Below are 14,893 nucleotides of genomic sequence, written 5' to 3'. Positions count from 1 at the left end.
AATATAATTGGTTATGTATAAGCATAAAAATACATTATAATAGGAGAACACAAATGTTAAAAAGAAAAAGAAAACTGATAGCGATGTTTCTGGTTCTTGCGGTTTTGCTAGGTGGTTTACAGCAGACTGCCGTGTCGGGGGTGAAGGCACAGGCATCAGTTAAGACACAGACGGCGGTGAATAATAAAGTAACCGTTAGGACACAGACTGCAGATGGCAAAAATACAGTTAAAAAAAGCAACAAAGCTAAAGCCAAATTAAAAGGTGACAGCATTTCAGAACCGGCAGATGTTACAACCGGCTCAGCTATTTATGATGATACATTGCCGACAATGGATGTTTCCATAAAGCAGGGTGGCTCAAAACAGATAAAATTAAAATGGAATTCATATGAGGGTGCAGCGTATTATACCGTATTTTATGTAAAATGAAGTTTTCATCAGACTCCTGATAATTCGGGTAATACATCCGAAAGCACAAATGATGGAAAAACAGAAAATCTTTCACAGAAAACTTTATACAATGAAACAGAGTTTACACTTAATGTCAGCAGAGGTGAGAATTATTCATTCTGCGTTGTTGCATATTCGGGTGCGGATGTTGCTCTTGCAAGGACAGACAGACTTACAAGCTGTATTCCTAAAAAGAACAGTGTCAGATTTACAAGGCTTAGTTCAAGAAGAGTAAAGTTAAGCTGGAATAAATCAAAAGGTGCAGAAAAATACATTATATATAAGAAGGTAAACAATAATAAATACAGAAAACTTGCTGAGACAAAAAAGTTAAGATATAACGATGGAAAAGTCAGGGCAGGTAAAAGGTATAAATATTATATAGCTGCCGTAGGCATTTATAATAATGAAATATTCAAGACAGAGTCTAATGCAAAAAGTTTTGTAATTGCAAATTTTGTAAGCACGGGTCACCAGAAATACAGTTATCATGAGATGAGCGGTGATCTTAAACAGCTTGCAAATACATATTCTGACTATGTAAAAGTAAATGTAATCGGAAAATCAAATGACAAGAGAAATATCTATGATGTTGTGGTAGGCAATCCAAAGGCAAAGAAAACAATGCTTGTCGTAAGTTCGATACACGCAAGGGAGTATATGACGGCACAGCTTTGCATGGCTCAGATAGAACATTATCTCAAAAATTATAACGGTCGTGTGAAAGGTGTCAGATTAAAGAGCACATTAAACAAGATTGCGATACACTATATACCGATGACAAATCCTGACGGTGTGACAATATCACAGTTTGGTATATCAAAAATAAGAGACAGCAAACTCCGTAAGGCACTTTACAGGATGCCGGGTGCAAAAAGTACATCTTCATGGAAAGCAAATGCAAGAGGTGTAGACCTTAACAGAAATTATAAATACAACTATCATGCAAAATACGGCGGCAGGCGTGGCGGTTCAGGATATTCAGGACCATATGCGGAGAGTGAGCCTGAGACAAAAGCAGTTGTAAAACTGATAAATACATTAAAGAATAATACAAAATTAAAAGGCACGGTAAATTATCACGCAATGGGTTCTATAGCATTTGGAAGTGTCCGGAGAGGAATTAAAAAAACTACAAAAAAGACTACAATAAAAATGTATAACCTTGCCAGAAGAATTACGGGGTATGCGAGCAGTGCCAGCTATGAAAAGGGTGGAAAAAGCGTTGGTGCACTGAGAGAGTACACAATGTATAACAAGAAAGTGCCGAGTATCACCCTTGAGATAGGTGTCGGTGGCTGTCCTCTCCCAAGTTCACAGTTTGGTTCAGTGTGGAGAAGAAATTACAGTCTTGTGATAAGAGAAGCGAGACTGCTGGGGTAAGGATAGAGTTTATTATGTTAAGTGGCGACGATAATAAAGTAACAGTTCAGCCTTTTATTTCCTCAATTCATAAACCTGCCAGCAAGCTGTCAGTCGCTGCTTCGCAGCTTTGGTTTATTTCATTTCAGAAATGAAAGGCTATTCTACCATAAAAAGATAATCAACAATACAATGAGCAAGCTCAAGTATTGTCAATTATTTTTTATGGCTGAACTGTTACATAATAAATGAAAAATCAAAAAAAGTGCTTGCATCCAATAAAAATATATGGTAAAATAGCAAATGGACTTTATGAAAGGAGGTTATTGCTGTGAAAGTTAGATCTTCAGTAAAACCAATTTGCGAAAAATGTAAGGTCATCAAAAGAAAGGGTAAAGTCAGAATTATCTGCGAAAACCCTAGACACAAACAGAGACAGGGCTAATTAGTTGACGGAAACCAAAGCAGTATTACTTTGGCTTTTCTGTTGTTATAATATAGAACTTGCTTTCTGTTCGTTATGATACTATATGTATCATGATATTGTAGACAGGCTGATTACCTGTTTCAGCGGAAGGTTGTGTCATTTCAATTGGAGCTGGTCTTATCAACGGCAGATTGATGACTGCGGCGTAGTACCGGCTGCCATTTCGCAGGCAGCTCGACATTTGTTCACCATAGTGGTGTCCGAAAAGGAATCGTCTATGCAATAGGATTACAATTTAAAGCGGCTGACAGTGCAAATGCACTGTAATCAATTTTAACTAACAATCTAGAAAATTAACGGAGGTGTAAAGTACACATGGCTCGTATTAGTGGTGTAGATTTACCAAGAGAGAAACGTGTTGAGATCGGACTTACCTATATTTATGGTATTGGTAGAGTAAGCTCAAATCGTATTTTAGCAGAAGCTAATGTCAATCCTGACACACGTGTTAAGGATCTTACTGATGACGAAGTAAAGCGCATTAGCAGTGTGATCGATGAGTCACAGACAGTTGAAGGTGATCTTCGTAGAGAAATCGCTATGAACATCAAGAGACTTCAGGAAATTGGATGCTATAGAGGCATTCGTCACAGAAAAGGTCTTCCGGTTCGTGGACAGAAGACAAAGACAAACGCTAGAACTCGTAAAGGTCCAAAGCGTACTGTCGCAAATAAGAAGAAATAATATAGATAATATGTACAAATTCTAGTAGGAGGGTTTGACAATGGCTAAACAGGTAGCAAAAAAGGCAAGTAAGAAGCGTGTCAAGAAGAATGTCGGACATGGACAGGCACACATTCAGTCTTCCTTTAATAATACAATCGTTACGCTCACAGACGCTGAAGGAAATGCAATTTCTTGGGCAAGTGCAGGCGGATTAGGATTCAGAGGTTCAAAGAAGTCTACACCTTATGCAGCACAGATGGCTGCTGAGACTGCAGCAAAGGCAGCAGTACCTCATGGTTTAACTTCTGTAGATGTTATGGTAAAAGGACCAGGTTCTGGTCGTGAAGCAGCAATTCGTGCATTACAGGCTTGTGGAATCGATGTAACAAGCATTAGAGATGTAACACCTGTACCACATAACGGATGCCGCCCACCAAAGCGTCGTCGTGTATGATTTTTGTGGAATATACCACAGGATTTTAAGAACGGTCTGTCTACAGTGGCAGATATAAAGATGAATAATTATTTGTGTATTATTATATAGGAGGAAATAAACATGGCAAGAGATATGACTCCAGTACTCAAGAGATGTAGAAGTCTTGGAATTGACCCTACATTCCTTGGTCTTGATAAGAAGTCTAATAGAAATGCTAGAGCTGGTAGAAAGCAGAGCGAGTATGGTCTTCAGCTCAAAGAGAAGCAGAAAGCAAAGTTCATTTATGGTGTTTTAGAGAAGCCTTTCAGAAACAACTTTGCAAGAGCTCAGAAATTAAAATACGGTACAACTGGTGAAAACCTTATGATTATTCTTGAGCTTCGTCTCGACAATGTACTCTTCAGAATGGGTTATGGTCGTACAAGAAAAGAGTCAAGACAGATTATCGATCACAAGCATGTACTTGTAAACGGCAAGTGCGTAAACATCCCTTCATATGAAGTAAAACCGGGTGATGTTATCGAAATCAAAGAGAAGCACAAAGGTGCTCAGAGATATAAGGATATCCTTGAAGTAACAGACGGAAGAATCGTTCCGGAGTGGCTTGAAGCAGACCATGAAAAACTTTCAGGAGTTGTTAAGGAAATTCCTACAAGAGAGCAGATTGATGTTCCTGTAAATGAAGTGCTTATCGTCGAGTTATATTCTAAGTAATATTAACTGGCAGCAAAGCATAACACCCAAAAGGAGGTACTTAGAGTGCTTGATTTTAAAGAACCAAATATTGAGATAGCTGAGATTTCAGAAGATAAAAGATATGGACGGTTTGTAGTTGAACCTCTGGAAAGAGGATATGGTACAACTTTGGGTAATTCTCTTAGAAGAATTATGCTTTCATCATTGCCGGGTACAGCCGTTAGTCATATTAAAATTGACGGCGTGGTTCATGAATTCGCTGCAATTCCGGGAGTAAAGGAAGATGTTACTGAGATCATTATGAACATCAAGAGTCTTGCTATCAAAAATAACAGCGAGACAAATGAGACAAAGACAGCTTATATCGAAGCGTCAGGTGAGTGCGTGGTAACAGCGGCAGATATTCGGGTAGATCAGGATATCGAGATTATGAATCCGGATCAGGTTATAGCTACACTTAGTGGCGGACCTGATTGCAAATTATATATCGAGATGACAATTGTAAATGGTCGTGGTTACATCAGCTCTGATAAAAATAAAAGAGAAGATTTACCTATCAATGTAATTGCAATTGATTCTATCTTTACACCGGTAGAGAGAGTAAACATCAAGATTGAGAATACTCGTGTTGGTCAGATAACTGATTACGATAAGTTAACAATAGAAGTATATACAAATGGTACTATTGAGCCTACAGACGCTGTAAGTCTTGCAGCAAAGGTTCAGAGCGATCATTTAAAATCATTCATCAACCTTTCAGATAAGACATCTAATATTCAGGTTATTGCCGAGAAACCGGACAATACTGAAGATAAGGTGAAGGAAATGAACATTGATGAACTTGAACTTTCAGTTCGTTCATACAACTGTTTAAAGAGAGCCGGTATCAATACTGTCGGTGAACTTTGCAACCGCACATCTGAGGACATGATGAAAGTTAGAAACCTTGGACGTAAGTCATTAGAAGAAGTTATAGCTAAATTGAAAGAGTTAAACCTTTCATTTAACTTAAGCGAAGATTAATTAGGAGGTAAGCACACATGGCAGGCTATAGAAAACTTGGAAGAACTTCCAGTCAGAGAAAAGCATTGCTTCGTAATCAGGTAACAGATTTGTTATACTATGGCAAGATTGTTACGACGGAAGCTAAGGCAAAAGAAATCCGTAAGATTGCAGAAGGTATCATTGCTTTAGGCGTAAAAGAGTGCAATAATTTTGATACAGTGAAAGTTACTGCTAAGGTAGCTCGTAAAGATAAAGATGGAAAGAGAGTTAAAGAAGTTGTAGACGGTAAGAAAGTTACAGTTTATGACGAAGTAGAGAGGGAGATTAAGAAAGATCAGCCTTCAAGACTTCATGCAAGAAGACAGATGCAGAAAACTCTTTTCACAGTTACAGAAGTTCCTGCTGACAAGCAGAGCCGCAGAAAAGATACAAAGAAAGTTGATGTTGTATCTAAGGTTCTTGATGATATCGCACCAAAGTACACAGACCGCAACGGTGGTTATACACGTATCGTAAAGATTGGTCAGCGTAAAGGTGACGCAGCTATGGAAGTACTTATTGAGTTAGTATAATTCAAATAAGAAAATATAAAATAGGGCTATCACATATGTGGTAGCCTGTTTTGATATATGAAAATTGGCAAATCGAAAGTTGGTGACAGCATGGAAAATATGATAGAAGCAAAAGGTCTTGTGCACGAGTATTCAAGGCGTGATGAAAATGGAGAAATAACCGAGATAAAAAGGGCACTTGACGGTGTTGACATCCAAGTGAAAGCAGGAGATTTTATCGCAGTGCTTGGAGCAAACGGCTCAGGAAAATCCACTTTTGCGAAACATCTCAATGCACTTCTTATTCCAACAGAGGGAACATTGTTTGTAAATGGAATGGACACCTCTGATTATAACAATGACCTAAAGATAAGACAGACTGCAGGAATGGTCTTTCAAAATCCCGATAATCAGATAATATCAAATGTGGTTGAGGAAGATGTGGGATTTGGTCCTGAAAATGTCGGAGTGCCAACAGAAGAAATATGGCAGAGAGTAGAAAAAAGCCTAAAGACAGTAGGGATGTATTCATATAGAAAATCTTCACCAAATCATTTGTCAGGCGGTCAGAAACAAAGGATTGCAATAGCAGGTATAATGGCAATGAAACCAAAGTGCATTATACTTGATGAGCCAACGGCAATGCTTGACCCGGTAGGCCGTAAGATGGTAATAGATACAATAACCGAACTTAACAAAAAAGAGGGGATAACGGTCATACTCATAACGCATTACATGGAGGAAGTAGTCGGAGCAGATTATGTGTATGTAATGTCAGACGGAAAAGTTCAGATGCAGGGAAAACCGAGACAGATATTTGCAAATGCGGAGGAACTTGAGCAGTACAGGCTTACGATACCAGAGATAACAAAGATAGCACTTGAATTAAATAAAAAGGGTATGAATATACCAAAGGATATTTTGAGTGCGGAGGAGCTTGTGGATTATTTAATGGGTCTTTGATGATTTTGCAATGACAGCAATAATAACACAGGTACGCTCCCGCTATGCTGTCTCCGTAGCAGTACATAAATGGTGAAAAGACCACCATTAAGTACTGACGGATACAGAATACCTGTTAATATTATTTGCTGTCATTGCAAAATCCATTAACGGTATTGAAAAAAAGATTGATTAAGATATTTGTATTATAGCGTATGAAATGGAAATATATTTTATTTTTAATAAGTATATTGTATGATATATTTATTGTATGTGAAATAGTATATAATTTTTTATATATTAATATTGTAAATGTGTATCATATGTTGGTTTGGAGGCTCATATGGGAATTAGACTTGAAAATGTTGATTATGTATATGCCGCAGGGACTGCTGAGGAGAAGAAAGCTCTGGATGATATAAATTTAAAAATAAATGATGGTGAGTTTATAGGGCTTGTCGGTCATACGGGTTCGGGCAAATCGACTTTGACACAGCTTTTAAATGGTCTTGAAAAGGCAACATCGGGAAATATTTATTATGAAGAGAAGAATATTTATGATAAAGGCTTTTCGATGAAAGAGCTTAGAGGAAATGTCGGTCTTGTGTTTCAGTATCCGGAGCACCAGTTGTTTGAGGTATCTGTTATAGAGGATGTGAAGTTTGGACCGAAAAACTTAGGTCTTGATAATCTTGAAGTTGAGATGAGGTCTTTCGAGGCTCTTAAAATGGTCGGCATAGGTGATGACCTTCTTGATGCGTCGCCGTTTGCACTGTCGGGAGGACAAAAAAGGCGTGTTGCGATAGCGGGTGTGCTGGCGATGAAACCAAAGATACTCATACTCGATGAACCGATGGCAGGTCTTGACCCGGCAGGCAGGGACGAGATACTTGAACTTCTCGCAAAACTTCACCGTGAAAACGATATGACGATACTACTTGTGTCCCACAGCATGGATGATGTGGCAAAATATGTTGACAGAATGATTGTAATGAATGACGGAAAGATAGTTCTTGACGGCGAACCCAGAAAAGTGTTTAAATATCAGAGGGAACTTGAAGAAATCGGATTGGGCGTGCCGCAGGCAACAAATGTCATACACAAACTCAATGTACTTGGAGCAGGGATAGAACAGGAATGTATAACACCGAAAGAAGCGGCAGATGCTATTTTTAATAAATATATGAAAGGGAACAAATGATTAGAGATATTACCATTGGACAATATTATGCGACAGATTCAGTAATACACAGGCTTGACCCAAGAGTAAAGGTGGTTGGAACATTAGCATATCTAATATCATTATTCTGCTTTAATAAATTTAGCGGATATATAATCGCAGCATTATTTTTTGCAATACTTGTAAAAATATCCCATGTGCCATTTAAGTTCATGGTAAAAGGTCTTAAGCCTATAATGTTCATGCTTATATTTACGGCGGCGTTAAACCTGTTCTGGACACCCGGAGAGGTAGTGCTTGTAAAAGCGTGGGTATTTACTATTACGCTTGAAGGTGTTAAACGATCAGTGTTTATGGCACTCAGACTTACATTTCTTATCATAGGTTCATCACTTATGACACTCACAACAACACCAAATCAGCTCACGGATGCACTTGAAAAACTTTTAAAACCGTTGAATAAGATAAAAGTACCGGTACATGAGATTGCAATGATGATGTCGATAGCACTCAGATTTATACCGATACTTGTCGATGAGACGGACAAGATAATGAAAGCACAGATGGCGAGAGGAGCAGACTTTGAGTCGGGCAATGTCATTCAGAGGATAAAAGCAATGCTTCCTATACTCATACCGCTTTTCATATCAGCGGCAAGGAGAGCGAATGACCTTGCACTTGCGATGGATGCGAGATGTTATCACGGCGGAGAGGGCAGAACAAAGATGAAGCCTTTAAAATATAAAAAACAGGATGTGATAGCTTACCTGACGGTAGCAGCCTATGCGGTAGTGCTCGGAGTAGTGGTAAAGTTTTCAGTATTTTGAGGAAATAACTTAATAAAATTTATATGATTTCAGCCATATATATTGAATATGTATATGGCTGAACTGTTACTATTTTGTACCAATCCTTGAATAGTATCAAATTATATTTTCTTATATTTATCAATATTACATGGAATAGTAACAACGGCATGATAAAAATTTTCTTTGATAAAATTATTATAATTACCACGGTTAGTGTGTGTGATATTAAAAACATTAGCAGTACCATAACCGTGAACAAGTTCATCATCATCGTATTTTATCGTGTCAGGGAGAAATGTATTGTATAAATGAATTACAAGTTCACGCTCTGTTGTGAAAATATCAACATCAATCTCTCTTTTTCTTGGTGGCATTATTTTTTCACACGCATTATAGCAATTATCCAAAAGATTTCCGAGAATAATGCTGAAATCATAATCGGATATCTGTATATTGTCAAGGTCAACTTTAATATTTGTTTTAAATACGATATTATTATGTTCCGCAAGCATCATATAGTTACTTACAAAAGAGTCAATAACAAGATTTCCGGTATTGATGCGGTTGAAAGTCTGCTCCATATCTCCGATAGATGTATTAATATAATCATCAATTTCACTGTAGTGTTGTTTGTGCAGACATTCCCTGATGAAAAAATAATGCTTTTTAACATCGTGGATAATCTTGCGTGAATTTTTATAAGTTGTTGATAAAAGAAGATATTTCTTTGTCTGATATTCAAGTTTATCATTTAACTGTTTTTTGGTGATTTCCAATTCTTTTACTTTTAAAAGGCTGTCAAGTAAAAAGTAGTTGACTATATTTGCAGCAAGAAGTCCTATTATTGCAAGTGTATTCATTGTTTTATGAAAAATATTATTTTTTGGTGCATTAGAGATACTTAAAATAAGTATATTAGTTAAAACCGGTGTAAACAAAATAAGTATTGAGTATTGTAATGTAAGTAATTCACTCTTTTTTCTTTTTACAAAAAGAACGGCAAACATTATAAACACAAAAAATAAAATTTGTGATATAGCAAGGCAGATACCGTTTTGGGAGAGTATTTTAGCCCTGTCTTCCTTTGGAAAGTAGGATATAATAATATATATCACAACTTCTGATAAGCCGCCCAGAACATGATAAGATATGGCACTAAGTAAACGCAGTTTAAGGTTTGCATTATATAAAAATGTCAGTAAAAATATTGTTAATATACTTACTAAAGAGACAATATACAAATGTTTACTGCCTGACAGATTAAAATAACTGTTGGTGATAAATCCTATAAATTCATATAGTACAAAGAATGATATAAATATAGGATAAGGAATATTTTTATTACGCTTTTGAAAAATAGTATTAAAAAATATGTTCATAGTAAAAATATCAAAAATATCAGATGTTAAAGTGTAAATCATTATAAACCTCCGCTTATACATATATGGGCAAAAAGAGTTCGGATTTCTTTTTCTTTTCGCCTGCTTACTGGAATTGCATCACCATTATTCATAATAAGTTTTTTATCTTCAAAATAATGTATCTGTGAAGTGTTGACAAGGTACCCCCTGTGGGACAATATAAAATTATAATCTTTTAAAGATATTTCCCACTCAGATAAAGTGCCTATAGTTTCTATAGAATGATCCTCTAACACTATTTCGAGTCTTTTTAAATGTGCATCAATCGTATTTATGTAAATTATTTTGTGCGAATATATGACTTCTTCTGATAAATCAGTTTTTATAATAAATTGAACTGTATGCGTCGAATTAAAATCTTCAATTATATTGTTCATAACCATGTTGAATTTTTCATATGATAATGGTTTTGACAGGTATTGAAAAGCCTGAACATCAAAACTGTTTTGCATATATTCCGGATAATTGCTCACAAAAACAATCTTTACATCACGGTCAGGAAGTTTTCTTATTCGTTTAGAAACATCAAGACCGGACAATTCAGGCATTTCTACATCAATAAATAAAAGCTGAAACACGCCATGCTTTGAGTATGTATTTAAAAGGTTTTGACCGGATTGAAAGCGGCTGATATTAAAATCAACATCATGTATCATTTGATATTTAAAAAGGTAATCTGATATTATGTCAATATCGTTTTCTTCATCATCGCAAATAGCAACATTAAGTATCATGTGAAAGCCTCCAAGTGGATAAAATAATGAACGCATAAAGTAATATAAAGAGTTTATGCAAAATTCTATTGTATGCAAAATAAATGCACAAATTTATGATATAGGATTTTGGAGTTATTATATCAGATAATATACCTATAAGCTACAAATTTTGACGAATGGTCAAAAATAGTGGATAAGTGGTGTTATTATGAAAAGAAAACTATAACCGAAAGTCGATAAAATTTGACCATTCGTCTGAAAAAAACAGATATTAGAAGAAAGTGTGGTATGATATATGAAATATAAATAGGACAATGTGGGAGTTAATATTTTTTTGGGACTATAGTAAAATGGGAGGTGAAGAATGTGAAGAAATTTACTTATAAGGCAGCAAATGTTTTATGTGCATTTGCAGTGCTTATTGCACCGATAGCAGGCAGGGCTTGCAGAATACTTTTTTATGAGCCGGAGAAACCTGAGGGACTTGATGATTTCATTAGTAAGCATAAGGGATTGTAAAAGAAAAAAGGAGAAAGTGCGTATGAAAAAGAAAGCTCTTTTAACAATAGGAATTATTTTTTCTATGGTTATAACATCATTTAATATGAATTTTGAAAATGTGGATGCTGATGGGACAGAAGCTAGTGAACAATATATTGTTTCTACAAAAAATGGTGAATTGTTTAAGGATATACAGACTAAATATGGTGACTGTATATCGGACGAAGCTGAAAAAGCAGAGAGCTTAGAAGAACATAATACAACTGTTTTAGAACTGCCTGAAAAGGAAGCTCAACAATTGGAAAAAAAGCAGGGGATAACGATAGAACCTGATTGTGAAATGGAGGGATTAGGAGAAACAGAAGATAATCTTACGGATGTATCAGAGTGGAATATGCAGATGATAAATGCAGATGAAAATACTGAAAAAAGCAAAGATAAGATTAAAGTAGCAATAATTGATTCAGGTGTAGATTATACAAATGGTATAAAGGTTGCAGAGAGATATAATCTTGTACCGGGTGAAGAAGATATAAATATTATATATGAGGACAGAACCGGGCATGGAACCGCAGTGGCGGCGATTATTGCAGCAAATTCAAAAGATAAAGATGGAATTTCAGGAATAGCACCTGATAATGTTGAATTATATTCAGTTAAAGCCTTAGACTGCGAGAATAAAGCACCTTTAAGCAGAATAGTTGATGGAATTTATTGGGCAGTTGATAAGGGTGTTAATATAATCAATTTAAGTTTAGGAACAAAAACCAATGCAGATATACTTGAACAGGCAATAAAATATGCAGACTCAAAAGGTGTGTTAATAATAGCGGCAGCAGGAAATGATAAACAAATTCAATATCCGGCAGCTTATGATGAAGTGATAGCAGTTGGTTCGGTATCAAAGGATGGAAATATATCAAAGAATAGTGCCGATGACGAGAGAGTAGAATTGGCTGCACCGGGTGAAGCTGTTAAATCGGCCTGTTTTTTAGATGGTACGCTGCAGGTGAGCGGAACAAGTGTAGCGGCTCCTCATGTTACGGGAGTAGCGGCAGTATTATGGGCAAAAGATAAAAGTAAATCAAAGGAATTTATAAGAGATTTATTAAAAGAAACATCAAAAAAACTAGAGGATGGAAGTGGATTAATAGACTTACAATATGCCCAAAACAAGTATGATGAGTTTTCAAAAAATTATCAGGAAGGGATTGATAATAGTGATATTATAGAGAAAAATCCTGAGAAAGTAGAAAATTTTAGCGAAACTGATAATGCTGAAGCATTATGGGGAGATGCTGTACATACAAGTGTTTCATCTTCGAGTGGATTGACAGGAGTAGAATTAAAATTGTTGTATGGAGCATTGATATATTCAGACCATGATGAGGATAAATCAAATACTACAGATACATTAGGAGATGATGCCGGAATTTCTAGAATGACATATAATTGGACTTTTCATGGTTATGGATATGGACAGCATCATACATTTGATTCGAGTAGAAAACTTTTACATAAACATAGCACAAAGATTAGGTCAAATTATATTGCTAATACTATGCAGATATATAAATTGGCTATGAATTATAAAAATGGAATATATACCAGACCAGATAAAGTTGCAGGAATTTACGATTCTGATTATGAAGTAATTATGGATAGATTAAATGCAGATTCAAAAAATGGAATTGTAAAAACAATGCGTCCGAGCGGAGGACCTGTAAAAATAAATGTAAAAGAAAATGGCGAGAAAGAAAAAGAAGAAACAGGTGTTTTAATAAACAAAAAAACAGTTAGCTGGGATAAAATATTTAATTTTTGTGTAAAGCAGAGCAATACAAATACGACAGTATCTAATAATAATAAAAATCGCTCAATAGTAATTTTAGGACTGGCATTGCATAATGCGATGGATACATTTTCTCATTCATCATGTAGCAGTGATGGAGCATTAATTAAACATGATAAAAATACTTCAACAGGAAAGAAACTTGCGGATGATGCTTCGTATTATCCTAATAGAGTAGACGGAGCTGTAAAGGTTGCAAAAAGTATATTGAAAAAATATCAAAATGAAAGAGAGTTGTCGGCTTCTGATTTTAATTTCAGTTCTGTGTATAAGCCATATCAAGGAGCATTTACATTAATTGGATATGCTGAATATATGAACAGAGTTAGTCCAAGTTATTTTAAATCCAATATGGCAAGTATAGATCAATTATCAACAGGAATAAAAGAATAATATAATAGTTATTGAATAAAAAACTGCAACAAAATCCAAAAATATCTGTCTTATATTATAAGAATAATTATAAAAATATAAGGCAGATGTTTTTACATGGGAGGGAGGAATGATTATGAGCATGAGATTAAAAAAATTATTGGCATTATCATTGAGTGTTTCTTTAGTTTCAACAGGTATTTTCGTTGATGTTGGAATGAGAAGTGTGACTGCAGTAGCATCAAAAACAAAACAGGCTAAGGACAAGAAGAATGTAAAAAAAGTAAAAGTAACGGTTGCACAGAAAAAGACGATAAAAGCACCAAAAAGTGAGAAAAAGGTAGTATGGAGTATTGTAAGTGGACAGCAGAACATATCAGTAATAAAAAAAGACAATGGAGAAATAAAAATAAAAGCACAAAAATCTGGAAGTGTAAAGCTACAGGCAAAACAGGGGAAGAAAAAAACTATTTATAATATAACAGTAAAGAAACAGGCACCTAAAAAATCAGAAATAAAACAGCTCACGAAATTTTATAAGGAGTGTTTTATAAAGAGTTCAAAGGAGATGGGAAATGATTGGTATGCAGAAGGAGATGATTTTCTGCATGACAAATGGATAGAATGGGATGATTATGGATATATCAGAGGAATGTCACTTGAGGCTAAAGAAATACTTACAGAAATTAATTTACCACGGTTTAAAAAAATACAGTATTTTGGTTCAGTTACCGGAAATAATTTGAAAAGCATTGACTTAGGAAATAATCCGACATTGAAATATTTCTTTTTAGATGTTGGATATGGAGAGTCTGCAGAAGAAGGAAATTATCCATATTTAAACAGAATAGATTTTTCAGGATGTCAAAATTTAGAAGGAGTGTATATAAATTCGGTCTTTAATATAAAGCAGATAGATTTATCAAATAACAGAAAAATTAAGACAGTTAATATTTCTCATACACCACTTGACGAATTGAAAATGCCTAAAACATATTGTTTAAAAGAATTTTATATGAATTGGTCAAGAATAAATGAATTGGATTTAAGTAATTGTACCAATATTCAGAAAATAGGGATTATAGGATGCAATCCTCAAAGTGTGACAATATCACTAGGAAACAAAACAGATAAGGAAATATCAGAGTTTGATATAGATGTATATTCTGCGGATGTAGAAACGAGCGTAAGATTTGTTGCAAACAGAGAAATATCAGAGATTCCGAAAGTAAGGTATGAATACGGATATTTAGGATATATAGATGGTGGATTAGATTTTTTGCGTAACTGCATATAAAATATGCGAAAAAACGGAGAAGAGTATCTCAAGTTACCGCAATTAAAAACGGAAAAACACAATGTATGTGGTAAATTACAATAAAATAGCAATAATTGCAACAACTTTAGAAAATATCTGTCTTATATTATAAGAACAATTATAAAAA

General features: G+C 35.1%; 16 protein-coding genes. 14 read left to right on the top strand and 2 right to left on the bottom strand.

Going from position 1 to position 14,893, the window contains the following annotated elements:
* Positions 1-53 precede the first annotated feature (53 nt).
* From DWZ63_RS03740 to DWZ63_RS03690, 11 genes are all read left to right on the top strand, one after another.
* Positions 54-431, top strand: a complete 378-nt coding sequence (locus tag DWZ63_RS03740) for a hypothetical protein (RefSeq protein WP_118498767.1) — start codon at positions 54-56, stop codon at positions 429-431.
* A gap of 516 nt (positions 432-947) precedes the next feature.
* Positions 948-1,835 carry a M14 family zinc carboxypeptidase gene (locus DWZ63_RS03735; RefSeq protein WP_118498765.1) on the top strand — a complete coding sequence of 296 codons (888 nt, stop codon included), beginning with the start codon at positions 948-950 and terminating at the stop codon, positions 1,833-1,835.
* A 310-nt stretch (positions 1,836-2,145) separates the two neighbouring features.
* A complete protein-coding gene (gene rpmJ, locus DWZ63_RS03730; protein WP_082440772.1) occupies positions 2,146-2,259 on the top strand; it encodes a 50S ribosomal protein L36 in 114 nt (37 codons plus the stop codon).
* A 357-nt stretch (positions 2,260-2,616) separates the two neighbouring features.
* A complete protein-coding gene (rpsM, locus tag DWZ63_RS03725) occupies positions 2,617-2,985 on the top strand; it encodes a 30S ribosomal protein S13 (protein WP_022013716.1) in 369 nt (122 codons plus the stop codon).
* A 40-nt stretch (positions 2,986-3,025) separates the two neighbouring features.
* Positions 3,026-3,421, top strand: a complete 396-nt coding sequence (gene rpsK, locus DWZ63_RS03720) for a 30S ribosomal protein S11 (RefSeq protein WP_022013715.1) — start codon at positions 3,026-3,028, stop codon at positions 3,419-3,421.
* 102 nt (positions 3,422-3,523) lie between these two features.
* Positions 3,524-4,117, top strand: coding sequence for a 30S ribosomal protein S4 (gene rpsD / locus DWZ63_RS03715; protein ID WP_022013713.1), 594 nt, complete (start codon positions 3,524-3,526; stop codon positions 4,115-4,117).
* Between the two features lie 45 nt (positions 4,118-4,162).
* Positions 4,163-5,122, top strand: a complete 960-nt coding sequence (locus tag DWZ63_RS03710) for a DNA-directed RNA polymerase subunit alpha (protein ID WP_022013712.1) — start codon at positions 4,163-4,165, stop codon at positions 5,120-5,122.
* Positions 5,123-5,139: 17 nt separating this feature from the next.
* On the top strand, positions 5,140-5,676 hold the full coding sequence (locus tag DWZ63_RS03705) for a L17 family ribosomal protein (protein ID WP_055945153.1): 537 nt from the start codon (positions 5,140-5,142) through the stop codon (positions 5,674-5,676).
* A gap of 57 nt (positions 5,677-5,733) precedes the next feature.
* Positions 5,734-6,618 carry an energy-coupling factor transporter ATPase gene (locus tag DWZ63_RS03700; RefSeq protein WP_243020474.1) on the top strand — a complete coding sequence of 295 codons (885 nt, stop codon included), beginning with the start codon at positions 5,734-5,736 and terminating at the stop codon, positions 6,616-6,618.
* A gap of 322 nt (positions 6,619-6,940) precedes the next feature.
* The gene (locus DWZ63_RS03695) at positions 6,941-7,798 is read left to right on the top strand and encodes an energy-coupling factor transporter ATPase (protein WP_055945151.1); all 858 of its coding nucleotides are present in this window, start codon (positions 6,941-6,943) and stop codon (positions 7,796-7,798) included.
* The gene (locus tag DWZ63_RS03690) at positions 7,795-8,604 is read left to right on the top strand and encodes an energy-coupling factor transporter transmembrane component T (protein WP_022013708.1); all 810 of its coding nucleotides are present in this window, start codon (positions 7,795-7,797) and stop codon (positions 8,602-8,604) included. Before DWZ63_RS03695 ends, DWZ63_RS03690 begins: the two co-directional genes overlap by 4 nt.
* A gap of 101 nt (positions 8,605-8,705) precedes the next feature.
* On the opposite strand, the gene DWZ63_RS03685 is transcribed toward DWZ63_RS03690, so the two are convergent.
* Positions 8,706-10,007 carry a GHKL domain-containing protein gene (locus tag DWZ63_RS03685; protein WP_055945149.1) on the bottom strand — a complete coding sequence of 434 codons (1,302 nt, stop codon included), beginning with the start codon at positions 10,005-10,007 and terminating at the stop codon, positions 8,706-8,708.
* Positions 10,007-10,741 (bottom strand): LytTR family DNA-binding domain-containing protein, encoded by a 735-nt coding sequence (locus DWZ63_RS03680; protein WP_182431438.1) that lies wholly within the window; start codon positions 10,739-10,741, stop codon positions 10,007-10,009. The genes DWZ63_RS03685 and DWZ63_RS03680 overlap by 1 nt, the downstream gene beginning before the upstream one ends.
* Positions 10,742-11,089: 348 nt before the next feature.
* Between DWZ63_RS03680 and DWZ63_RS03675 the strand changes: the two genes are divergently transcribed.
* From DWZ63_RS03675 to DWZ63_RS03665, 3 genes are all read left to right on the top strand, one after another.
* A complete protein-coding gene (locus DWZ63_RS03675; RefSeq protein ID WP_172794176.1) occupies positions 11,090-11,242 on the top strand; it encodes a cyclic lactone autoinducer peptide in 153 nt (50 codons plus the stop codon).
* Positions 11,243-11,264: 22 nt separating this feature from the next.
* Entirely contained in the window at positions 11,265-13,469 is a 2,205-nt protein-coding gene (locus DWZ63_RS03670; RefSeq protein ID WP_182431437.1) for a S8 family serine peptidase, read from the top strand.
* Positions 13,470-13,584: 115 nt separating this feature from the next.
* Positions 13,585-14,745, top strand: coding sequence for a hypothetical protein (locus tag DWZ63_RS03665; protein ID WP_147353197.1), 1,161 nt, complete (start codon positions 13,585-13,587; stop codon positions 14,743-14,745).
* Positions 14,746-14,893: the final 148 nt, after the last annotated feature.

This window comes from Clostridium sp. AF34-13 (assembly GCF_003477845.1).
GTDB classification, from domain to species: domain Bacteria; phylum Bacillota; class Clostridia; order Lachnospirales; family Lachnospiraceae; genus Butyribacter; species Butyribacter intestini.
This window is presented reverse-complemented; position numbering and strand designations above follow the sequence as displayed.

Coding starts and splice junctions, on each gene's coding strand:
- rpsM (WP_022013716.1), top strand. CDS start 2,617: ATGGCTCGTATTAGTGGTGTAGATTTACCAAGAGAGAAACGTGTTGAG.
- DWZ63_RS03695 (WP_055945151.1), top strand. CDS start 6,941: ATGGGAATTAGACTTGAAAATGTTGATTATGTATATGCCGCAGGGACT.
- DWZ63_RS03670 (WP_182431437.1), top strand. CDS start 11,265: ATGAAAAAGAAAGCTCTTTTAACAATAGGAATTATTTTTTCTATGGTT.
- rpsD (WP_022013713.1), top strand. CDS start 3,524: ATGGCAAGAGATATGACTCCAGTACTCAAGAGATGTAGAAGTCTTGGA.
- DWZ63_RS03665 (WP_147353197.1), top strand. CDS start 13,585: ATGAGCATGAGATTAAAAAAATTATTGGCATTATCATTGAGTGTTTCT.
- DWZ63_RS03680 (WP_182431438.1), bottom strand. CDS start 10,741: ATGATACTTAATGTTGCTATTTGCGATGATGAAGAAAACGATATTGAC.
- DWZ63_RS03740 (WP_118498767.1), top strand. CDS start 54: ATGTTAAAAAGAAAAAGAAAACTGATAGCGATGTTTCTGGTTCTTGCG.
- DWZ63_RS03705 (WP_055945153.1), top strand. CDS start 5,140: ATGGCAGGCTATAGAAAACTTGGAAGAACTTCCAGTCAGAGAAAAGCA.
- rpsK (WP_022013715.1), top strand. CDS start 3,026: ATGGCTAAACAGGTAGCAAAAAAGGCAAGTAAGAAGCGTGTCAAGAAG.
- DWZ63_RS03735 (WP_118498765.1), top strand. CDS start 948: ATGAGCGGTGATCTTAAACAGCTTGCAAATACATATTCTGACTATGTA.
- DWZ63_RS03690 (WP_022013708.1), top strand. CDS start 7,795: ATGATTAGAGATATTACCATTGGACAATATTATGCGACAGATTCAGTA.
- DWZ63_RS03700 (WP_243020474.1), top strand. CDS start 5,734: ATGAAAATTGGCAAATCGAAAGTTGGTGACAGCATGGAAAATATGATA.
- DWZ63_RS03685 (WP_055945149.1), bottom strand. CDS start 10,007: ATGATTTACACTTTAACATCTGATATTTTTGATATTTTTACTATGAAC.